Origin of the sequence: Blautia massiliensis (ex Liu et al. 2021), assembly GCF_052064225.1 — a bacterium.
GTDB classification, from domain to species: Bacteria; Bacillota; Clostridia; order Lachnospirales; family Lachnospiraceae; genus Blautia_A; species Blautia_A fusiformis.
This window is the reverse complement of record NZ_JBQHWA010000004.1, coordinates 38,322-59,920: the sequence shown is the minus strand read 5'-3', so window position 1 is coordinate 59,920 and position 21,599 is coordinate 38,322. Positions and strand designations below refer to the sequence as shown.

At 44.9% G+C, this 21,599-nt stretch carries 17 protein-coding genes; 13 read left to right on the top strand and 4 right to left on the bottom strand.

The window, feature by feature from the left end; all coding sequences use genetic code 11:
• Positions 1-15: 15 nt before the first annotated feature.
• From argR to feoB, 6 genes are all read left to right on the top strand, one after another.
• Positions 16-477 (top strand): arginine repressor, encoded by a 462-nt coding sequence (gene argR, locus ACTNDQ_RS02290; RefSeq protein ID WP_021650687.1) that lies wholly within the window; start codon positions 16-18, stop codon positions 475-477.
• 42 nt (positions 478-519) lie between these two features.
• Positions 520-2,205, top strand: a complete 1,686-nt coding sequence (gene recN, locus ACTNDQ_RS02285) for a DNA repair protein RecN (RefSeq protein WP_278796295.1) — start codon at positions 520-522, stop codon at positions 2,203-2,205.
• 150 nt (positions 2,206-2,355) lie between these two features.
• A complete protein-coding gene (spoIVB, locus tag ACTNDQ_RS02280; RefSeq protein WP_278796296.1) occupies positions 2,356-3,561 on the top strand; it encodes a SpoIVB peptidase in 1,206 nt (401 codons plus the stop codon).
• A gap of 324 nt (positions 3,562-3,885) precedes the next feature.
• Positions 3,886-4,692, top strand: a complete 807-nt coding sequence (gene spo0A / locus ACTNDQ_RS02275) for a sporulation transcription factor Spo0A (protein WP_015524464.1) — start codon at positions 3,886-3,888, stop codon at positions 4,690-4,692.
• Positions 4,693-4,750: 58 nt separating this feature from the next.
• Positions 4,751-6,196, top strand: a complete 1,446-nt coding sequence (gene glgA, locus ACTNDQ_RS02270; protein ID WP_278796297.1) for a glycogen synthase GlgA — start codon at positions 4,751-4,753, stop codon at positions 6,194-6,196.
• 409 nt (positions 6,197-6,605) lie between these two features.
• The gene (feoB, locus tag ACTNDQ_RS02265; RefSeq protein WP_092070408.1) at positions 6,606-8,984 is read left to right on the top strand and encodes a ferrous iron transport protein B; all 2,379 of its coding nucleotides are present in this window, start codon (positions 6,606-6,608) and stop codon (positions 8,982-8,984) included.
• A 10-nt stretch (positions 8,985-8,994) separates the two neighbouring features.
• Here feoB and ACTNDQ_RS02260 read toward each other — a convergent pair whose 3' ends face one another.
• Positions 8,995-9,762: a LysR substrate-binding domain-containing protein gene (locus tag ACTNDQ_RS02260; RefSeq protein WP_441063539.1), complete on the bottom strand. Its 768-nt coding sequence runs from the start codon at positions 9,760-9,762 to the stop codon at positions 8,995-8,997.
• Positions 9,763-10,040: 278 nt separating this feature from the next.
• On the opposite strand from ACTNDQ_RS02260, the gene ACTNDQ_RS02255 reads away from it, so the two are divergent.
• From ACTNDQ_RS02255 to ACTNDQ_RS02245, 3 genes are read left to right on the top strand one after another with little or no spacing between them, the layout of a single operon-like run.
• A complete protein-coding gene (locus ACTNDQ_RS02255; RefSeq protein WP_173739523.1) occupies positions 10,041-11,507 on the top strand; it encodes a UbiD family decarboxylase in 1,467 nt (488 codons plus the stop codon).
• Positions 11,504-12,073, top strand: coding sequence for a UbiX family flavin prenyltransferase (locus ACTNDQ_RS02250; RefSeq protein WP_278796302.1), 570 nt, complete (start codon positions 11,504-11,506; stop codon positions 12,071-12,073). Before ACTNDQ_RS02255 ends, ACTNDQ_RS02250 begins: the two co-directional genes overlap by 4 nt.
• On the top strand, positions 12,058-12,438 hold the full coding sequence (locus ACTNDQ_RS02245) for a hypothetical protein (RefSeq protein ID WP_278796303.1): 381 nt from the start codon (positions 12,058-12,060) through the stop codon (positions 12,436-12,438). Before ACTNDQ_RS02250 ends, ACTNDQ_RS02245 begins: the two co-directional genes overlap by 16 nt.
• A 122-nt stretch (positions 12,439-12,560) precedes the next feature.
• On the opposite strand, the gene ACTNDQ_RS02240 is transcribed toward ACTNDQ_RS02245, so the two are convergent.
• Positions 12,561-13,934 carry an MATE family efflux transporter gene (locus ACTNDQ_RS02240; RefSeq protein WP_441063536.1) on the bottom strand — a complete coding sequence of 458 codons (1,374 nt, stop codon included), beginning with the start codon at positions 13,932-13,934 and terminating at the stop codon, positions 12,561-12,563.
• 276 nt (positions 13,935-14,210) lie between these two features.
• Here ACTNDQ_RS02240 and ACTNDQ_RS02235 point away from each other — a divergent pair, with 276 nt between their 5' ends.
• The 3 genes from ACTNDQ_RS02235 to ACTNDQ_RS02225 all read left to right on the top strand — a co-directional run bounded on the left by ACTNDQ_RS02235 (position 14,211) and on the right by ACTNDQ_RS02225 (position 17,562).
• Positions 14,211-15,701 carry an AAA family ATPase gene (locus ACTNDQ_RS02235; protein WP_015524474.1) on the top strand — a complete coding sequence of 497 codons (1,491 nt, stop codon included), beginning with the start codon at positions 14,211-14,213 and terminating at the stop codon, positions 15,699-15,701.
• Positions 15,702-15,926: 225 nt separating this feature from the next.
• Entirely contained in the window at positions 15,927-16,958 is a 1,032-nt protein-coding gene (locus ACTNDQ_RS02230; RefSeq protein WP_021650674.1) for a LacI family DNA-binding transcriptional regulator, read from the top strand.
• A gap of 100 nt (positions 16,959-17,058) precedes the next feature.
• Positions 17,059-17,562 carry a gamma carbonic anhydrase family protein gene (locus tag ACTNDQ_RS02225; RefSeq protein ID WP_021650673.1) on the top strand — a complete coding sequence of 168 codons (504 nt, stop codon included), beginning with the start codon at positions 17,059-17,061 and terminating at the stop codon, positions 17,560-17,562.
• A 107-nt stretch (positions 17,563-17,669) separates the two neighbouring features.
• Here the strand turns inward: ACTNDQ_RS02225 and ACTNDQ_RS02220 are convergent, their stop codons facing one another.
• Positions 17,670-19,052 carry an alanine/glycine:cation symporter family protein gene (locus tag ACTNDQ_RS02220; protein ID WP_278796305.1) on the bottom strand — a complete coding sequence of 461 codons (1,383 nt, stop codon included), beginning with the start codon at positions 19,050-19,052 and terminating at the stop codon, positions 17,670-17,672.
• A 215-nt stretch (positions 19,053-19,267) separates the two neighbouring features.
• Positions 19,268-20,176, bottom strand: coding sequence for a LysR family transcriptional regulator (locus ACTNDQ_RS02215; protein ID WP_288786882.1), 909 nt, complete (start codon positions 20,174-20,176; stop codon positions 19,268-19,270).
• Between the two features lie 114 nt (positions 20,177-20,290).
• Here ACTNDQ_RS02215 and ACTNDQ_RS02210 point away from each other — a divergent pair, with 114 nt between their 5' ends.
• A complete protein-coding gene (locus ACTNDQ_RS02210; protein WP_278796307.1) occupies positions 20,291-21,595 on the top strand; it encodes an NCS2 family permease in 1,305 nt (434 codons plus the stop codon).
• Positions 21,596-21,599 lie beyond the last annotated feature (4 nt).

The following is a 21,599-nucleotide window of genomic DNA, read 5'->3' as shown; positions in this document are numbered from 1 at the left end:
GCAGGAGGTTCAATTTTGAAAGTAGCAAGACATGAAAAAATTATCGAACTGATCCGTCAGTACGAGATCGATACACAGGAAGAACTTGCGGCAAGACTGAATGAGGCCGGTTTTAAGGTTACGCAGGCTACCGTATCCAGAGATATCCGTGCTCTGAAAATGACAAAGGTTGCAGGCAGCAACGGAAAGTCCAGATATGCGATCCTGGAAGAACATACACCGGATGTGTTAAGTGATAAATATTCCAGAGTTCTGAAAGATGCAGTGATCGCTATGAACATCGGACAGAATATCGTAGTGGTAAAAACAATTCCGGGAATGGCCATGGCGGCAGCAGCAGCTCTTGATGCCATGAAATGGCCGGAAATCCTGGGATGTATTGCCGGAGATGATACCATTATGTGTGTGGTGAAAACCTCTGAACAGGCACCGGGTGTAGTTCAGAAGCTTGGCGGGATCTTATCCAGAGGAAAATAAAATGACAGAATATGTAAATGCTTTATACCAGAAAGGAAATCAATGTTAGTACATCTGCATGTAAAAAATCTTGCACTGATAGAGGAATCAGAGGTGGAATTCGGACCAGGCTTAAATATCTTAACTGGTGAGACCGGAGCCGGAAAATCCATTCTGTTAGGATCTATACAGCTTATCCTGGGCGGAAAAACTTCCAGAAGCATGATTCGCGAAAATGCTTCCTATGCCCTGGTAGAGTTGCTGTTTCAGGTTGAAAACACGAAAGCCAGAGAGTCCCTTGCGGCGCTTGACATCTATCCGGAAGACGGACAGGTGCTGATGTCCCGCAAGATCATGGACGGCAGAAGTATCAATAAGATCAACGGAGAGACAAGTACTGTCAGCCAGATGAAAGCAGCAGCAGCCTGTCTTCTGGACATTCACGGACAGCATGAGCATCAGTCACTTCTTTATGGAGACCGCCAGCTGGCTATTTTGGATGTATATGGAAAGGAACAGATCCTTCCTGCCAGGGAGAAGGTCCGGAAAGCTTATCAGGAGTATCGGGACTGTGTGGATCAGCTGAAAGCACTGGATATGGATGAGGAACAGCGCAACCGTGAAAAAGCCTTTCTGGAATTTGAGATCAATGAGATCGAGGAGGCAGCTCTTATTCCGGGAGAGGACGAAACACTGGAGGATCGCTACCGGAAGCTGAGCAATGCCAGAAGAATCATGGAAACAGCACAAATGGTTCGTGGGATGACCGGATATGAACAGGGCGCCGCAGATATGACCGGAAATGCCCTGAAAGAGTTTTCAAGAATTGCAGTTTACGATAAGGAACTTGCACCTTTACAGGAAGCTCTTGTGGAAATCGATTCACTTCTCAGTGACTTCTGCCGTGATCTGTCCTCTTATATGGATAGTCTGACTTTTGACGAAGAAACTTTTTTTGAAACAGAAAAAAGACTGGATCTGATCAATAGTCTGAAGGCAAAGTATGGACAGACGATCCATGAAATTTTGTCTTATCAGAAGGAACAGCAGGAAAAATTAGAAAAACTTCAAAGATTCGAAGAAAATTTCCGGTTACTGAAAGAAAAACTTATGCAGGCAGAAAAGATTCTTGAGGAAGCTTCGCATGAACTTTCAGAGATCCGGAAAGAATACAGTAAGCAGCTGGATGAAAAGATTATCGAAGGATTGAAGGAACTGAATTTTGAGGATGTGGATTTTTCTATCCGTTTTGACCGGAGGAAAAATTATACAGATAATGGTTATGATGCGGTGGAATATGAGATTTCCACAAATCCAGGTGAGAGCAGAAAACCGCTGGGACAGATCGTATCCGGTGGTGAGCTTTCCAGGATCATGCTTGCCATCAAAGCGATCCTTGCAGATAAAGATCAGATCGATACACTGATCTTTGATGAGATCGATACAGGGATCAGTGGGCGTACTGCACAGAAGGTCTCTGAAAAAATGGCAGTGATCGGACAGCACAGGCAGGTGCTTTGTATCACACATCTTCCACAGATCGCAGCAATGGCAGATACCCATTTTGAGATTGAGAAACATGTAGAAGGAACAGAAACCATCACCCAGATCCATCCTCTGGAAGGAGAGGAATCTGTTCGTGAGCTTGCCAGACTTCTGGGCGGTGCCCAGATCACGCCGGCTGTTCTTGGAAATGCAAGAGAGATGAAGGAATTGGCACAGCAACAAAAAAATACAAGACTGAAATAATTTATACGTTACATACTAAGAGAGGACGGCCGAAAGGTCGGTCCTCTTTTTTAACCGAATCAAGTCAGTCTCCTGCTTCAGTTGCGAAAAGCAATAAGCAGTGGGTGGGGATTTGCTTGTATCAGAAAATTACAAAGGATGTGACGTAAGATGAACAGAAAAAGAAAATATCGATGTTGGCTCCTTGTATTTCTTGCGCTGGATCTGATTTTGATGGGATGGCTGGGCTACCGGCTTCTGGACAGAAAGATCCCGGATCAGATCCTGGTGGATCATGAGGACAGCCGGGAAGTAGCCAATCTTCTTAAACGCCCTTTTATCAGCTTTGATGATGCGATCACCGTTTCAGGAAAAGACAGCTATAAGTTGCACTGCAGACTCTTGGGAGTGATCCCTTTTAAGGATGTGAAGGTAAAAAATATAACTGCAAAAGAAGTATATGCAAGCGGAGATGCAGTAGGTATTTATATGCAGACGAAAGGAGTTCTGATCATTGATACAGGCGAGATCCTTTCGGAAAGTGGTGAGATGGAAGAACCGGCCCGGGACATTGTAAAGCCGGGAGATTATATTGTGGCTTTTGATCAGAACCGGATCCAGTGCAAGCAGGATCTTCTGGAGGATCTTGCAGATCTTTGCGGAGAATCTGTAACACTGAAGGTCCGCCGGGGAAAAGAGACGATTCCCCTGTCCCTGACGCCGGTGAAAGATGAAAAAGGAAAATACAAGCTTGGAATCTGGGTGAGGGACGATACACAGGGAATCGGAACCCTGACTTATGTGGACGAAAATGGAGGGTTCGGTGCTCTTGGTCACGGGATCAGCGATGTGGATACCGGCGAACTTTTAAGTATCGCAGATGGAAATCTTTACAACGCCCAGATCCTGGGGATCCGGAAAGGAGAAAAAGGAAATCCCGGAGAACTATCTGGTCTGATCCGATACGAAGCTGACAATATACTGGGTGAGATTTCCGAAAACAGTAAAAACGGCATTTTTGGAACTGTGGATGCTGACCAGGTGAAAAATATGGATCTGAAGAAGATTCCTGTAGGTTACAAACAGGATCTGAAAATTGGACCCGCATCTGTTCTCTGCTGCACAGACGGCGAAGTAAAAGAATATGCCGCAGAGATCACCAGGATCGATATGAACCATGAGGATTCTAATAAGAGCTTCGTGATCCAGATCACAGATAAAGAACTCCTGGAAAAAACAGGTGGGATCGTTCAGGGAATGTCTGGAAGTCCTGTGCTTCAGAACGGAAAACTCTTTGGTGCCGTGACTCATGTATTTGTGCAGGATTCTACCGGCGGATATGGGATTTTTATTGAAAATATGACAGGCAATGCATAATCTGCAGTTGAGGAAAGAGGCACAAAAACATGGAAAAAGTCCGGGAAAAGTGCCTCTTTTTTATATGGGGAAAAATGCCGGATACAGATTGAAATACCTGCATTTTAGTGAATTTTGTGATATATAAGAGAAAAAATGTCGAAAAATATCGTACGAAAGTGTGATAAAATAACTACTTTTATCTTGATTTTACTACAGGATTTCCACTATAATAATTTTGTCGCCAGCAAGGGGAAAGCGCAGGCAGCTAACAGTGTCGGTTACTGCCGTGGTGACAGGGGGTATGTCTGGAAACCCAAGGAGATAGAAGTTAGGAGGGTCCTCATGGACAAATTAAATGTTGCAATTGCTGATGATAACGCGAAAATGACAGACATGCTCGGTCAGATGATCGAAGAAGATAAAGACCTTGAACTGGTCGGAAAAGCACACAACGGAGAAGAAATCTGTAACATAATCAAAGATAAGGAGCCGGATGTGGTGATTCTCGACATCATTATGCCGAAGATGGACGGCCTTTCCGTTATGGAGAAATTTTCCCATAACGCAAATGTCAAAAAAGTTCCAGTGTTTATCGTATTATCTGCAATTGGACAGGAGAGGATTACAGAGGATGCATTCAGTCTTGGAGCAGACTATTATGTTTTGAAGCCTTTTGACAACACCACACTTTTAAACCGGATCAAACATATTCGGAAGATTGGGGACAGAAGAGTGCGGGAGATTGCAAGGCCAGGTATCACAGAAACCAAAAAGCCTCAGCCGGAGAGGAATCTGGAAACCGATGTGACGAATATCATTCATGAGATTGGAGTTCCGGCACACATCAAGGGGTATCAGTATTTAAGGGATGCGATCATTTTGTCTGTCAATGACATGGAAATGCTCAATTCCATTACCAAAGTATTATATCCAACCATTGCGAAACGCCATCAGACAACACCGAGCAGAGTGGAGCGGGCGATCCGACATGCGATCGAGGTGGCATGGAGCCGGGGAAAGATGGATACCATTGATGAATTGTTTGGATATACTGTAAGCACCGGAAAAGGGAAACCCACGAATTCTGAATTTATAGCACTGATCGCAGATAAAATCAGACTGGAATATAAAAATCGGTCTTTAAATTAGATGAATTTTGGAGTATAATCATAAATAAAAACGGGTGTACCCAGGGAGGGGAATACAGATGAAAAAAATTCTGTTTGCTACATCAGAAGCAGTACCTTTTATCAAAACAGGAGGACTCGCTGATGTTGCCGGCTCACTGCCTAAGTGCTTTGACAAAAAATATTTTGATATCCGCGTGATCTTACCGAAATATGCCTGTATGAAACAGGAATGGAAAGACAAAATGGAGTATGTGACCCATTTTTATATGGATCTGGGATTTAAGAACTGCTATGTAGGCATTATGCAGATGCAGTATGACGGGATCCAGTTTTACTTCATTGACAATGAATATTATTTCAGCGGTCCGAAACCATATGACAGCGCACCATGGGATCTTGAGAAATTTGCTTTCTTTTCCAAAGCTGTGTTATCGGTTCTTCCGGTGATTGGATTCAGACCGGATATCATCCACTGTCATGACTGGCAGACAGGACTTGTTCCGGTTTACCTTCACGATTCTTTCCAGGAGAATGAATTCTTCCGTGGAATCAAGACTGTTATGACAATACATAACCTGAAATTCCAGGGTGTATGGGATGTTAAGACTGTTAAAGATATCACAGGCCTTTCCGATTACTACTTTGTGCCGGATAAACTGGAAGCATACAAGGACGCAAACTTCCTGAAGGGCGGTATGGTATTTGCAGATGCCATTACCACAGTAAGTAATACCTATGCAGAAGAGATCAAGACACCGTTTTATGGTGAGAAGCTGGACGGACTTCTCAATGCGAGAGCCAACAGCCTGCGTGGTATTGTAAATGGTATTGATTACAATGAATTCAATCCGGAGACAGATCCGAATATCACCAAGAACTACAATGCAAAGAACTTCCGCAAGGAGAAGATCAAGAACAAGATCCAGCTTCAGAAAGATCTTGGACTTGAGCAGGATCCGAAAGCTATGATGATCGGTATTGTATCCCGCCTGACAGATCAGAAGGGATTTGATCTGATCGCTTATATCATGGACGAACTGTGTCAGGATGCGGTTCAGATCGTTGCTCTTGGTACCGGTGAGGAACGTTATGAGAATATGTTCCGTCATTTTGACTGGAAGTATCATGGCAAGGTATCTGCACAGATCTACTATGATGAGGCAATGTCTCACAGAATTTATGCAGCATCTGACGCATTTCTGATGCCGTCACTGTTTGAGCCATGTGGCTTAAGCCAGCTGATGAGCCTTCGTTATGGAACTCTTCCGATCGTCAGAGAGACCGGTGGTCTGAAGGATACAGTTGTCCCGTACAATGAATTCGAGGGAACCGGAACAGGATTCTCCTTCGTAAATTACAATGCACATGAAATGCTTGCTACGATCCGTTATGCAGAGAGTGTATATTATGACAAGAAACGTGAATGGAATAAAATGGTAGATCGCGCGATGGCTGCAGATTTTTCCTGGAACAATTCCGCACGTCAGTATGAGGAAATGTACAATTGGTTAATTGGTGAGTAAGGATTCACCGAAGCAGTTCTCGCAATAAAAAGGCGCAGACGACAGATAATATGTCGTTTGCGCTTTTTTATTGCGGGAATATACATGGATGTTATTGTATGTCTGCAAAAAAAATATGAAGATGTTTGTTTATCAAACAGAAATTGTGCTAAAGTGAGAAAAAATATAAATGTTAATGATAAATAACTTTTGAATTTGTATTATTTATACGAAACTTATCAGATTAATCAGTTATTGTCAAATAACTTAAATTGTGTTACATTTATATTAGTACATCGTTTTTGAAATAACTATACCATTCACTTGTCTGTGAATCCGATTGATATAGTTATTTACGAAACGATGTACCAGTGGATAATACAGATATATGTATTGACCATGTAAATTGTACTTATGATGAGGTGACAATATGACACTGGACAAATTAAAGACTGGAGAATGTGGCAGAATCATCAGTGTTCGTGGCGAGGGGGAGCTGAGACATCATCTTCTGGATATGGGGCTTACACCGGGGACAGAAGTGTCTCTTCGTAAAACAGCTCCTATGGGAGATCCGGTACAGCTTGTGCTGCGCGGATATGAGCTGACATTGCGGCTGGCGGAAGCTGCAAAGATTGAGATCGTATCGATCGAATCCATGACGGAAACGAAGAAAGAAAATGAACGGCATCAGCCGATTGCTCATCCTGGTGTGGGAGAACTTGGAAAGGCTCGAGATTATCGTAAGAACCGGATCGGTGATACGATTCCCAAAGGGGAACCGATCACGTTTGCACTGGCAGGTAATCAGAACTGTGGAAAGACAACTCTTTTTAATCAGCTGACAGGTTCCAATCAGCATGTTGGTAACTTTCCGGGTGTAACTGTTGACAAGAAAGAAGGAAGCATCCGGAGGCATCCGGAGGCAACGGTAACGGATCTTCCTGGAATCTATTCACTTTCCCCGTATTCCAGCGAGGAGATCGTAACAAGAGATTTTCTGCTGAATGAGAAGCCGACAGGAATCATTAATATTGTAGATGCTTCCAATATTGAGAGAAATCTTTATCTTACCATGCAGCTGATGGAGCTTGGAATCCCAATGGTGCTGGCCTTAAATATGATGGATGAGGTAAGGGCAAATGGAGGCTCTGTTCGGATCAATGAACTGGAGGAGATTTTAGGAATTCCGGTTGTACCTATTTCAGCAGCGAAGAATGAAGGAATTGATGAGCTGATCGATCATGCAGTCCATGTTGCAAGATACAGAGAAGCACCAGGAAGAATTGATTTCTGTACTGACAATCAGTCACCGAAGGATCCGGTAGGCGCACTTCACAGATGTATCCATGCAGCCGTACATCTGATCGAACCCTATGCAAAAAAAGCAGGACTTCCTGTACGTTTTGCAGCTACGAAGATCGTAGAGAAAGATTCTCTGATTGAAAAACGTCTGGCTTTGCCTGAAGGTGAAAAAAAGGTTCTTGATGGGCTGGTACATGTTATGGAGAAGGATGGCGGTCTGGACCGTGAGGCAGCTCTTGCGAACATGCGCTTCAATTTTATTGAAAAGCTTTGTGAGAAAACTGTGGTAAAACCGGCAGAAAGCCGTGAACATAAACGAAGTGTCGCCATAGATCGTATCCTTACCGGAAAATATACAGCAATTCCCTGTTTTGTGGGAATTATGGCAATTGTATTTGTGATGACGTTTAATTATCTGGGAGCCTGGCTTTCAGACGGAATGACTATGGTCGTGAACTGGGTAATTGCACTTATTGGCAGGGGACTGGAGGTGGCAGGTGTCAGCTCAGTACTGCGGTCACTGGTTGTGGATGGAATTTTAAGCGGTATCGGAAGCGTGATCGGATTTCTTCCTACGATCGTTACTTTGTTTTTCTTCCTGTCAATCCTGGAAGATACCGGATATATGGCTCGTGTAGCCTTTGTTATGGACAAGCTCCTTCGAAAGATCGGACTTTCCGGAAGAAGCTTTGTGCCGATGCTGATCGGATTCGGCTGTTCGGTGCCGGCCATTATGGCAACCAGAACATTATCCAGTGAACGTGACCGGAAAATGACGATCCTGATTACTCCGTTTATGAGCTGCAGTGCCAAGCTTCCGATCTACGGACTTCTCACCAGTGCATTTTTCCCGAAGCAGTGGAGAGGAGTTGTGATGATCAGCCTTTATTTTGCAGGAATTCTCTGTGGGATCCTGTATGCGCTGATCCTGAAAAAGACGAAATATAAGGGAGAGCCGGTTCCGTTTGTCATGGAGCTTCCCAATTACCGGCTTCCTTCTGCAAAAAGTGTAGGACAGCTGATCTGGGAAAAGGCGAAGGACTTTATCCAGAAAGCGTTTACAATTATTTTTGCGGCAACGCTGATCGTGTGGTTCCTGCAGAACTTTGATGCAGGTCTTAACCTTGTTACCAGCACAGATCAGAGCCTTCTGGCAAAGATCGGAAGCATCGTGGCACCACTTTTTGCTCCGCTGGGCTTTGGTGACTGGAGAGTATCCACCGCATTGATCACGGGCTTTATGGCAAAAGAGAGCGTTGTGTCTACGCTGACAGTCCTTCTGGGCGGAAATACGGCATTGCTTCAGACTTTATTTACACCGTTTACTGCTTACGTATTTTTGATCTTTACCTTGCTCTATACACCCTGTGTTGCAGCTATTGCAACTGTGCGTCGGGAGATGGGAACTGTAAGAGCTGCCGCTGGTATTGTAGCAGTACAGTGTGCCACTGCATGGATCGTTGCGTTTGCGGTACATGGTGTGGGAATGATGCTTGGATTATAGAAAAAATACCTTACATATGGCTTTTCACAAACTGCAGAAAACATTCTGCAGAGGTTGTGAGAGCCATATTTTTTTTATGGGCAATTCCAACAGATAGCTTTTCCAGTCCATTAACCGGGACAGCAACAAGCGAAGGCTGACGAAAGAACTGAAAGCTGCTTTCTGTAAGAAGGCTGATCCCTTCGCCAATTTCCACTGCGCTGACAATAGATTCTGCGCGGGCAGTACGCAGAAGCTGAGGGTGGATTCCTGCATTATGAAAACTTTGCATACAGAAACGGTAAATGGAGGTGTGCGGAGGCATCAGGATAAAAGATTCTTTTTTCAGTTCGGAAAGAGAGACCGATTTTTTGGACGCGGAGGGATGAGCTTCAGGAAAAACAGCAACCAGACGGTCTGCTGTGAGAGCATGAAAAGTATAGAGCTCCGGGTCTATCATGTGTTTTTGTACAAAGATCAGATTAAAAAAGTCTTTTTCAAGACCGGAAAGAAGTTCTTCGTCTTCTACCTCCTTCAGAGAAAAAGAAAGCTCCGGGTGTGTATTACAAAAACTGTGTATCACAGAAGTAAGATGGTACTGAGAAAGAAAAGGAAGTGTTCCAATATGAAGTGCCTGGAGTTTACTGTCCTTAAAATGGTACACTGCTTCCAGAGAGCGATGATACTGTCTGGAAATCTTAAGTGCTTCTTTGTAAAAAAAATCTCCTTCAGGAGTAAGCACAGCAGTACGCTTGCTGCGGTCCCATAAGGTAAGCTCCAGTTCTTTTTCCAGTTTCATGATCTGCTTGGAAAGGGAGGACTGGGAGATATGCATAGCTTCTGCAGCATCAAAAAAGTCCGGGATTGAGCTGCACAGATAAAATAGTCGATCTGTTCAAGAGTCATGGTAACACCTGCCTTTTAGAAAATAGTGACGAATCATTCCATATTGGAAACAATTATATCATAGAAAGAATTGATTCACCATGTAAAAAAGAGATAAAATAACATAAGAAAATAAAGATGTTACTGAAAACGGAGTGAACAGTAATATAAAGATAACGCAGGATGTTTTTTATGGCAGAAAAAGTAAGAGATCTGAGAAGTGCTCTGGCACTTCTGGAGCAGATGCCAGATCAGCTGATCGAAACAGAGGTGGAAGTTGATCCGATGGCAGAGCTTGCAGGGGTATATCGTTATGTAGGAGCCGGTGGAACGGTGAAGCGTCCCACAAAGGAAGGACCTGCCATGATCTTTAATCGTATAAAAGGACACCCGGATGCAAGGGTTGCTATCGGTCTTCTGGCAAGCAGAAAAAGAGTTGCTGCTTTACTTGACACTCAGCCGGAAAATCTTGGAAAGATGCTCTGCAAAAGCGTGGAGAATCCAATTCCACCGGTCGATCTTGAAGGCGATGCACCCTGTCAGCAGGTGGTGCATAAGGCAGCAGATCCGGATTTTGACCTTTATAAGCTGGTTCCTGCGCCAACGAACACACCGGATGATGCGGGCCCGTATATCACACTTGGCATGTGCTACGCCACACACCCGGATACTGGAGTTCACGATGTGACCATTCATCGTCTTTGCATTCAGGGAAAAGATGAGCTTTCCATTTTCTTTACACCTGGTGCCAGACATATCGGAGCAATGGCAGAGCGTGCTGAGGAGCTGGGACAAAGGCTGCCGATTTCTATCAGTATCGGAGTTGATCCTGCTATTGAGATCGGTTCCTGTTTTGAGCCGCCTACAACACCACTGGGGTATGATGAGCTGTCTGTAGCCGGTGCACTGCGCAAAGAGCCGGTGAAACTCTGTAAATGTTTAACCGTTAACGAGCGTGCCATCGCCAATGCGGAATACGTGATCGAGGGCGAAGTGATCCCAGGTGTGCGTGTAAAGGAAGATCAGAACAGCAATACCGGATACGCCATGCCGGAGTTTCCGGGATATACAGGGCCTGCAAGTGATCAGTGCTGGCTGATCAAGGTTACAGCAGTGACACATCGTGAAAATCCGATCATGCAGACCTGTATCGGGCCAAGTGAGGAGCACGTATCCATGGCGGGAATCCCTACAGAGGCCAGCATCTATGGCATGGTGGAAAAAGCAATGCCTGGAAGACTTCAGAACGTATACTGCAGCAGTGCCGGAGGTGGAAAGTATATGGCTGTCCTTCAGTTTAAAAAGCTTTCTCAAAGTGATGAGGGAAGACAGCGTCAGGCTGCACTTCTTGCATTTTCCGCCTTCAGTGAGCTGAAAAATGTATTTCTGGTAGATGAAGATGTGGACTGCTTTGATATGAATGACGTACTTTGGGCGATGAATACAAGATTCCAGGGGGATGTGGATGTGATCACCATTCCGGGTGTCCGTTGTCATCCTCTTGATCCGTCCAATGATCCTGCATTTTCTCCAAGTATCCGTGATCATGGAATTGCGTGCAAGACTATTTTTGACTGTACGGTGCCTTATGATCTGAAGGAAGATTTTCACAGAGCCCGTTTTATGGAACTGGATCCGGAGAAATGGCTGAAAAAATGAAAAAGAGAATTATAGTTGGTGCGACAGGTGCAAGCGGCCTGCCGCTCCTTGTAAAATGTCTGGAGATCATCCGGGAGAATCCGGATTTTGAGTCTTGTCTGATCATGAGTTCCAGTGCAGAGCTGACTCTTCGCCAGGAGACGGAGCTGGAACCGGAGGATGTGAAACGATTGGCAGATCATGTATGTGCACCGGGAGAAATTGGGGCAAAACCGGCCAGTGGTTCTTTCAAAACAGAGGGGATGCTGATCGTGCCCTGCAGCATGAAGACGATCGCGGGGATCCACAGTGGCTATGCGGATAATCTTATTCTGCGTGCGGCAGATGTGACGGTCAAGGAACAGAGAACACTGGTGCTGGCAGCCAGAGAAACACCGTTAAGCGGGATTCATCTCCGAAATCTTTATGAGCTTTCCATGCTTCCGGGAGTGCGGATCATTCCGCCGATGCTGACGTTTTATCATAAACCGGAGAGCATTGATGATATGGTGTATCATATTGCGGCAAAGCTTTTGGAACCGTTTGGGATCGAAGCAAAGGAGTATCGCAGATGGAATGGATTGTAACAGAGTGTGTGGGTACTGCCGGCTGTGAGCTGGAGGTCAGTGCTGCATTTGTCGGAGAGGATGTGCTTATCTGTCTGAAAGGCGGGGAGAGGCCTCATCTGGGATGCGTGGTGCAGACGGAACCGAGAGTGTCTCTGACAGGGGATGGTTCTGTGAGTGCGACTTCTTCAGTTTTGAATTTTCCGGGACATAAGGACGAGGTGATCTGCCGGTGGATGGCGGAGCAGGTTTCGAAAAAGCTGGGAAAGAGAGTGGTTTGCACCGGGGGATTTCATAAGGATGGTATTTCGGAGAAGGAGATCCGGGAGGTACAGGAAAGTGTTGTGCGTCTGACAGAGATGGTGATAGAAGGATTGCAGCGGTAGTTGAGTAACGAACGGCTGGAATCTGCTAAAGTTATTTTCCAAAAGTCCGAGACTTGCTTCGCTCAAACAGCGAATTTTTGAAAAATAACGCAGATTCCAGCCGTCTAAAATATTTCTGTATTCTATTTATTTTCAAATATATTCTCGCGGGTAATATTCTTAGCCCACTTCCCACTGAGATACCTTTTGATCACCCATGGCCACTTCACAAATTCATCCGTACAGAGCAGAAAATACACCCACATAACCGGCAGCTTCAGTACAAAAGCAGCGAAGAATCCAAGGGGTACTGCATATACCCACATATCAATGGTATCACAGATCAGACCAAACTTTGTATCACCACCTGCCCGGAACACACCGGCGATCAGGGTTGTATTTACGGCAGACCCCATAATATAGTAGCTGTTGATCAGAAGCATATATTTCAGATAATGCATAGCAGTGGGTGTCAGGGACGCAAATCTCATTACAAACGGTGTGATGGCAAGAACGATAAGTCCGCCCAAAAAACCTGCAATAACAGTAAGCTTCAGTGTTTTGGAAGCATAACGCCTGGAACGTTCCAGATCGCCCTGCCCCATAACATTGCCTAGAAGGATACCTCCTGCACTGGCAATACCGAAACAGAAAACAGAGCCGATATTACGGACTACTACAACCAGAGAATTGGCAGCAACCGCATCCGTACCAAGATGCCCCAGGATCACAGAGTACATGGAAAAACCAATACTCCAGGAAATATCATTACCAAGAGCCGGCAGGGAAAGCCGCACGAAATCACTGAACAGCAGTTTGTTTTTAGTGAACATACATCGGAGATCCAGTCGGACATTTTTGCTGAAAGCAGAAACAATAAAACAGGCGATCAGCTCGATCATTCTGGAAAGTGCAGTAGCAATAGCCACACCGGTAGCACCAAGCTTGGGTGCTCCGAACAATCCGAAGATAAAAGTCGCATTCAAAAGGATATTCAGTCCAAATGCCAGCATATTCATCGCCATGCTGGTAGTTACCCGGCCAATGCTTCGAAGAACAGCCAGATAAACCTCCGTCATACCCCAGCAGATATAGGTGATACCCATAATGCGGATATAAGAAGAACCAATGGCCAGAAGTTTCGGATCGTTGGTGAACAGTTTCATCATCATCTGCGGCATGATAAATGCAACGAGCGCCACGAGAACAGAGATGATCATGGAAAAACGAAGAGCGATTCCCTCGATGATCTGAATGGCTTTGTAATCTCCCTTTCCATAATACTGGGCACAAAGCAGGGTGGCTCCCGTACCAAGACCGTAATATACCATAAACAGGACATTGGAATAATTCGCTGCCAGGGATACTGCGGAGATGGATGACTGACCTACAAAGTTCAGCATGATAACATCGGCGGAATTGACCGCTGCACTTAGCAGATTCTGAATGATGATGGGGATGACAAGCTTAACGATCTGTGGATAAAAATCATCCCGCTGTGAAAGTTGATTTCTCATTTCCTCCTCCAAAAAATACAATTACAATGACGTGAAAAACCGTAAATCACATACATGGTAACTGTGTCAGCTTTTGTAAAAATGAAAGCAGACATGATTGCACGATAACATAGTTTACAGGCAGTGTCAATCGGCAAACTGCAAAATTGTTTAAACAACTTACGGAAAAATGACGAATACAAAAAATGCATAAAAAATTATATCAGCAGTTGTTGAGATTTCCAATCCATGATAAACTGAATGGAGATATTTTTCAGAGAAAGAGGAGTAAAAAATATGCCAGTTTTTGATTTCAGCGCAGCGCCGGCAGATAAAAAAGAGACAAAAAGCCAGTGCACATATACAACATTTCGTTCTAATGAAACAAAAGCCACACCGGAGAAACCGGTGCTGATCCTGGATAACAGCAAAAGAGAGTGGAAACATCATTCCTGCGGATATTTTTCCAATCCTGCGAAGCAGACTGCATTTGAGTTTAAGGAAGAGGACGGTGTTTTTCCGGCAGACATCCTGAAGATCGATTCCCGTTTTACAAGCCTGATCAAATGGCTCGGAGAAAATCATATTAACATCCGTCTTTCAGGACAGAATACAGAAGAAGGATATGCTGTTTACAAAATCCGTGAAATTGCTTTTGGCGGAGGCACCAAGCTTTCTGCTGAGGACGGATTTCTTCAGTTTATGATCGAGCGTCTGTTTGCAAGCAGTGCGCCGGCAGAAGAAAATGAGAACGATGAGGAGGAAGAAGACGGTGACGATATGAAGCTTACCAGTATTCAGAGTATCACCGACTTTATGAACTGTGCCGGAAAGACTATGCCGGATAATATCCGCCTCTGGGCAAGAAGAAATCTGGCAGTTGCCCGTTCTCATGAGGTTTCTCAGGAGGAAAGACGCCATGCCCAGAGAGCACTTTCCATCATGATGAATATTCAGTGGAAGCATAATTATTTTGAGTCTATTGATCCGAAGGAAGCACGCCGTATCCTGGATGAGGAGCTTTATGGAATGGAGCGTGTAAAACAGAGGATCATTGAGACGATCATTCAGATCAACCGTACGCATACACTTCCTGCTTACGGACTGCTTCTTGTAGGACCGGCAGGTACCGGTAAATCTCAGATCGCTTATGCAGTTGCAAGAATCCTGAAAATGCCGTGGACAACCCTGGATATGAGTTCGATCAATGATCCGGAACAGCTTACAGGAAGCTCTCGTGTTTATGCAAACGCCAAGCCTGGAATCATCATGGAGGCTTTTTCCATGGCAGGAGAATCCAATCTGGTATTTATCATCAATGAGCTTGACAAGGCTGCATCAGGTAAAGGAAACGGAAATCCGGCAGACGTGCTTCTGACACTGCTGGATAACCTTGGTTTTACAGATAACTATATGGAATGTATGGTTCCGACAGTTGGTGTCTATCCTATTGCCACAGCCAATGATAAGGCACAGATCAGCGCACCTCTGATGTCACGTTTTGCAGTGATCGATATTCCGGATTACACACCGGAGGAAAAGAAGATCATCTTTTCCAGATTTGCGCTTCCCAAGGTTCTGAAACGTATGAGCCTGAAACAGGAAGAATGTATCGTAACGGATGAGGCGCTGGACGCAGTAATTAAGAAATTTGAAGATACCACAGGAATCCGTGATCTGGAGCAGGCTGCGGAGCATATTGCGGCCAATGCCCTGTATCAGATCGAGGTGGATCATGTGAAGGCTGTAACCTTTACCCCCGAGATGGTACAGGAGCTTCTGGACTGACAAAGGGATCTGTTTTGCAATGATAAAAATGCTTCCGGAGATTTTTTCGGAAGCATTTTTGGCTGAGGGAATGCACCTGTTTATGCCGGACCTGTCTGATCGTAAAGGAAAATTATAAAAATAATGAAATCAGGGATTGCCTGAGAAAGTGTAAATGTGTATAATGGGACAAAAGAGCGTGCGCGTGAACACAAAGCGCACAGGAGAGGTTTTGGAGGGTAAAATATGGCAGTAACATTACAACAGATTGCGGAAGCAGCAGGAGTTTCAAGAGGCACTGTGGACAGGGCACTGAATAACAGAGGCCGTATCCGCCCGGAAGTAGAGGAAAGGATCAAAAGGATCGCCCGGGAGATGGGATACCAGCCCAGCCGTGCCGGTCGTGCCCTTGCCATGGCAAAGAGGAAAATCCGTATCGGTGTGATCCTTCAGTATATGGAGACTCCTTTTATGCAGCAGGTTTTAAAGGGAGTCCTGGAAGCAAAAGAAGAAGTGGAGAGTTTTGGCGGAACAGTAAAGATCTATGAGATCGAAGGCGTGGAACCGGAAAAAGTAATGGCTGCAATGGAAGAACTCCGGGAAAAGGGGTTTAATGGAATCGCGTTGACTCCATCAGAGGATCAGCTTTTGAGAGCGAGGATCGATCAGTATCAGGAAGAGTATGGAATTCCGATAGTTACCTTTAATGCGGATCTGGAAGATACAAAAAGGTTATGCTTTGTGGGACAGGATACCTTTCAGGCCGGTCGTACGGCAGCAGGCCTGATGTGGGAGATGACAGGCGGAAACGGGCAGGTTGCCATAATTTCCGGACAGGTTGCCAATCCTGGTCTGATCAGCAGGCAGAAAGGATTTACGACAGAGATTAAAGAAAGTTTTCCGGGAATCGAGATCGTGGATATAAGGTATTCTTATGATGACGAATGGGTGGCATCCAAGATCGTGGAAGAATTTCTGGAGCTTTATCCGGAGCTGACCGGGATCTATATTACGGGTCATGGTGTAAAGGGTGTCTGCCAGACCTTGCAGAAGCTTGGAAAGGATAAAACCATGCATGTGATCGCCAATGATTTCCTGGAAGAAAATCTGAAATGGCTGAAAGAGGGGACGATCAATTTCCTTATCGGTCAGGATGCGGCTGTACAGGGACATTCTCCGGTGATTATTTTGTTCCAGCTTCTCTTTGACAGCAAGGCACCGGAAAAGGAATACCAGTATACAGATATTGTGATCCGGACGAAATATAATATGGGTTAAAAAGTCAGTATAAACATTAAAATTGCTGTTGTGCACGGAGTCTATAGTCAGATTATATACCAGTGTTCTGTACAGAAAAAAAGCAGATTCAGGAGGAAAAATGAATTATAAAAATGTAAAGATCGCAGAAGGTGCCAGGATCGCAAAGCAGTCTGTGATCCTGGGAAATGTAACGATCGGCCGTGACAGCTGTGTATTATATTATGCGGTGATCCGCGGAGATGATGCGCCGGTAGTGATCGGAGAAGAAACCAATATCCAGGAAAACTGTACCATTCATGTGAGCCACAACATGCCGGTCCATATCGGAAACAACGTTACTGTGGGACATAATGCGGTGATCCATGGATGTACCATCGGAGACAGGACACTGATCGGAATGGGAGCCGTGATCCTGGATGGTGCAAAGATCGGAAATGACTGTATCATAGGAGCCGGAAGCCTTGTGACTAAAAATACGGTGATCCCGGATGGCTCCCTGGTAATGGGAAGTCCGGCCAGGATCAAACGAAACCTTACCTGGGAAGAGAAGCTTGGTATCGTGGAAAACAGCAAAGAATATCTTGCTGTGTCCGAAGAGATGAAAGCGCAGGATGTATTATAAAAAAGTGAAGAAGACATTTGTAAACGGACAGCTCCGACTGCTTTGTAATATGAGAAGCAGTCGGAGCTGTAACTTTGTTATATAAAATGCTTATATTTATCGTTTTTTTATTTATCGATCACTTCCACCGGTGTGTCATCCCGTGCATCCAGATCGTTGATATATTTTTTGGTCTCTTTTACGATCACATTGGAAAGCAGTAATACTGCGATCAGGTTTGGAATAGCCATCAGTGCATTCAGGATATCCGCTACGGTCCATACCAGGTTCAGAGAGATAACAGGGGAGATGGCAGCTACCGCAATGTACAGCACACGATAGGGGATGAGTCCCTTTTTACCGGAAAAATACTCCACGCATCGCTCGCCATAATATGCCCATCCAAGGACTGTAGAATATGCGAAGGAAATGATACCCACTACAAGGATCACAGGACCAAGAACCGGGATCTGCTGAAAAGCCAGTGTAGTAAGAACACCGCCATCAGTGATATTTCCCATGTCGATCGAAGGATTTTTCATAATACTGGTTACCAGAACAAGACCGGTCATCAGACATACCACAACGGTATCCCAGAATGTACCGGTGCTGGAAACGAGAGCCTGACGAACCGGATTTCTTGTCTGTGCGGCAGCAGCGGCGATGGGGGCAGAACCCATACCGGATTCATTGGAAAAAAGTCCTCTTGCGATTCCATACTGCATGGCCATCATGATACCACGTCCTACAAGACCTCCTGCAGCAGCACCAGGGGTAAAAGCAAATTTACAGATGGTTTTTACTGCGGGAATGATAAAATCGAAATTGATCCCCAGGATGATGATACATCCGATCACATAGAAAAATGCCATAAACGGGACAAGACGTTCACACACATTGGCGATGGATTTGATCCCGCCGAAAATAACAAGGGCAGTAAGAACTGCCACAGCAATGCCGATCGCTGCCGGCGGAATATGAAGGTTCTCATTACATACCGTTGCAATGGCATTGACCTGGGTAGCACATCCGATTCCAAAGGAAGCAAAGCCACCGAAAAAGGCAAAGATCAGACCAAGCCAGCGCATATTTAATCCGCGCTCCAGGGCATACATAGCACCACCCTGCATACGGCCGTCTTTGGTTTTGACGCGGTATTTTACAGCGATGAGAGACTCACTGTATTTGGTGGCGATTCCGAAGACACCGGTAAGCCAGCACCAGAGGACTGCACCGGGACCGCCAAGAGCAATGGCAGTACCGACACCGATGATATTTCCGGTTCCAATAGTGGAAGCAAGGGCTGTTGTCAGGGCGCCAAACTGGCTGACTTCACCTTCCGCATTGGTATCTTTGGTGACAGACAGGCGAATGGCGGTACCAATCTTACGCTGGATCACACCGGTACGGATGGTCATGAAAATATGGGTGCCCAGAAGTAAAATGATCATCCACCAGCCCCACACCAGACTGTCGATCTGGTTTATCACACTTCCGATTGCATTCGTCATAGAAATCTCCTCCCTTTCTCAAAGCGAAATATCGCAGGACTGCAGAAATAACACAAAGGCGTACAGACACAGGAAATATGTGCTGTACGCCCTTGTACGTTACGCTCTAAAGTTTTGATTATTATGTTGATTATACAGGAATATTCAGAATAATGCAACAAAAATATTCCCTCTGAACAGAAGATTTTTTGCTTCAATATATGTTGATCAAAACTCTACAGGACCTTCCTCGCAGTACATATAAAATCCCGGGCGTACTGTGGGAGATAGGTACCTCTTCGGTATGCAATTGTCAGTGTGCTGAAGACGCCATCTTCACCAATGGAAAAACAGGCTGGTTTTACAGGGAGGTCCATATTTTGGACATAGGTTTCCGGGGTGAAACACATACCAAGTCCTTGCATGCAGAGTTTGACACAGGTTTCTGTGTTGCGGCTCTGCATTGGCACATAAGGCTTGATATGGGCAGCTTTCAATGCTTCCAGCGAAAGCTGTCCGGTAGTCTGTTCCGGAAAATGCAGGATAAAAGGCTCTTCTGCCAGAAGTGAGAGATCAAGCTTCGGGTATATGCCGTGAGTGGATACACTGCCGGCAGCAGCCAATGGGTGCTCCGGAGGCATGATCAGAAGGATTTCTTCTTTTTTCAGCAGTTCGTATTCCAGCTTGGGGTGTTTATGTACTTCATTGAAAATGCCAAAATCAAGCTGATCATTGAGCAGAAGTTTTTCCTGGATAGAATATGCCTCTTCCAGGATATTGACCTTTACTTTAGGATATTTTTGAAAAAAAGAGGTCATGATCTGAGGAACCATACAGGTACTCCTCATCAGTGGGAAAGCAACGTTCAGTTCTCCTTCATTATTTTCTGTAAGATCTTTCAGCTCTTTTTCCCAGTCCTGTTGTATCTGCAGGATCTTTCGGGCATACTCCATATATTTGCGGCCCGCAAAGGTAGGTGTATAGCTGTTTCCGCTGCGGCTGAACAGCTTGGTCCCCATTTCTCGTTCCAGTTTCTGGAGATGCTTGGTCAGGGTTGGCTGGGAAATATAAAGCTCCTGTGCGGCTTTTGTAAGATTCTGATATTTGGCAATGCAGAGAATGTACTTCAGTTCATGATAGTTCATGTTTTCCTCCAACTATTCCATTTTGGCATAATTTTTATGTATAATATGAATTTGACTTCCTGATATGCATATTTTACAATACATCCTATCATCATATCAAGGGGGAAAAAATAAATGAAAAACTGGCTGGAAAAACAGTTCAGACTGTCTGAGTTCAATACAAATATAAAAACAGAACTTCTGGCAGGACTGACAACTTTTGTAACTATGGCGTATGTGCTTGCCACGATCCCAAATATTCTGGCAGGCGCCGGTTATGATAAACACACGACTCTGACAGCTATGATCATTCTGATCATTGTGACCAGCTGTGCAATGGCATTGGTTACCAATCGACCGTTTGCTCTGGCTCCGGGACTTGGAAGCGTTGGAATTATTGCGTCTATGATTACCAATGAAGGCGTAAGTATGCCGATCGCAGCAGGTGTGATATTCTGGAGTGGTGTTCTTTTTATCATAATTTCATTCTTTGGTCTGCGAGAAGCCGTGGTACGTGTGATCCCGGTAAGCCTGAAACAAGCGGTTAGTGCCGGTATTGGTCTGTTTATCGCACTTCTTGGTGCAAAAAACTGTGGACTGATCGTGGCAAATGATGCAAAAAACTGTCTTTCCTTTGGAGATCTTGCATCTCCATCTGTGATCGTAGCAGTGATTGGATTTCTGATTCTTCTGGTGATCAAGGTACGAAATATTCCGGGTGGTATGATTCTTGCGATCCTGATGACCACTCTGGCAGGAATTCCTTTCGGTGTTACACATGCTCCGGAATCCATTTTTGCATTTCCGGCAGGTATCGGCCATCAGTTCCTGAAAGTTGATTTTATGGGAGCGCTGAATTTTGCTTATATTCCATTTCTGATCGCTCTGTTTGTACCGGATTTCTTTTCTACATTCGGAACAGTTCTGGGAGTGGGAGCAAAGGCAGGCTATCTGGATAAGGATGGAAATCTTCCGGGTATTGATAAATGCTTTAAGGTAGATGCGATTGCAACAAGCTTTGGAGCATTGTTTGGAATGCCGAGTCTTACTACTTATCTGGAGTCATCTGCAGGCGTAGAAGCAGGAGGAAAAACGGGACTTACGGTTATTTTTACAAGCATTTTCTTCGGACTTTCGCTGTTTCTGGCACCACTGGCTCTTGTGATCCCATCTGCGGCAACCGGTCCGGTGCTGATCTATATCGGCATCAATATGCTTGGTGCTATGAGAAATATTGATTATTCGGATATTACAGAGTATATTCCGGCATTTTTATGTGTAACCTTTACGATTTTTGCAAATAATATCGCAAATGGTATCTGCGTGGCGCTTCCGGCTTATCTCGTTATGAAGATCGCAGCAGGAAAGATCAAAAAGGTTGAACCGGTCATGTATGTACTGGTAGCAGTCTGTCTGTTGTATTTTTATTCAATTATCTAAGGAT

Coding starts and splice junctions, on each gene's coding strand:
- ACTNDQ_RS02225 (WP_021650673.1), top strand. CDS start 17,059: ATGAATTATAAAAATGTAAAGATCGCAGAAGGTGCCAGGATCGCAAAG.
- ACTNDQ_RS02220 (WP_278796305.1), bottom strand. CDS start 19,052: ATGACGAATGCAATCGGAAGTGTGATAAACCAGATCGACAGTCTGGTG.
- feoB (WP_092070408.1), top strand. CDS start 6,606: ATGACACTGGACAAATTAAAGACTGGAGAATGTGGCAGAATCATCAGT.
- ACTNDQ_RS02215 (WP_288786882.1), bottom strand. CDS start 20,176: ATGAACTATCATGAACTGAAGTACATTCTCTGCATTGCCAAATATCAG.
- spo0A (WP_015524464.1), top strand. CDS start 3,886: ATGGACAAATTAAATGTTGCAATTGCTGATGATAACGCGAAAATGACA.
- ACTNDQ_RS02250 (WP_278796302.1), top strand. CDS start 11,504: ATGAAAAAGAGAATTATAGTTGGTGCGACAGGTGCAAGCGGCCTGCCG.
- glgA (WP_278796297.1), top strand. CDS start 4,751: ATGAAAAAAATTCTGTTTGCTACATCAGAAGCAGTACCTTTTATCAAA.
- spoIVB (WP_278796296.1), top strand. CDS start 2,356: ATGAACAGAAAAAGAAAATATCGATGTTGGCTCCTTGTATTTCTTGCG.
- recN (WP_278796295.1), top strand. CDS start 520: ATGTTAGTACATCTGCATGTAAAAAATCTTGCACTGATAGAGGAATCA.
- ACTNDQ_RS02235 (WP_015524474.1), top strand. CDS start 14,211: ATGCCAGTTTTTGATTTCAGCGCAGCGCCGGCAGATAAAAAAGAGACA.
- ACTNDQ_RS02240 (WP_441063536.1), bottom strand. CDS start 13,934: ATGAGAAATCAACTTTCACAGCGGGATGATTTTTATCCACAGATCGTT.
- ACTNDQ_RS02260 (WP_441063539.1), bottom strand. CDS start 9,762: ATGAAACTGGAAAAAGAACTGGAGCTTACCTTATGGGACCGCAGCAAG.
- ACTNDQ_RS02230 (WP_021650674.1), top strand. CDS start 15,927: ATGGCAGTAACATTACAACAGATTGCGGAAGCAGCAGGAGTTTCAAGA.
- ACTNDQ_RS02245 (WP_278796303.1), top strand. CDS start 12,058: ATGGAATGGATTGTAACAGAGTGTGTGGGTACTGCCGGCTGTGAGCTG.
- ACTNDQ_RS02210 (WP_278796307.1), top strand. CDS start 20,291: ATGAAAAACTGGCTGGAAAAACAGTTCAGACTGTCTGAGTTCAATACA.
- ACTNDQ_RS02255 (WP_173739523.1), top strand. CDS start 10,041: ATGGCAGAAAAAGTAAGAGATCTGAGAAGTGCTCTGGCACTTCTGGAG.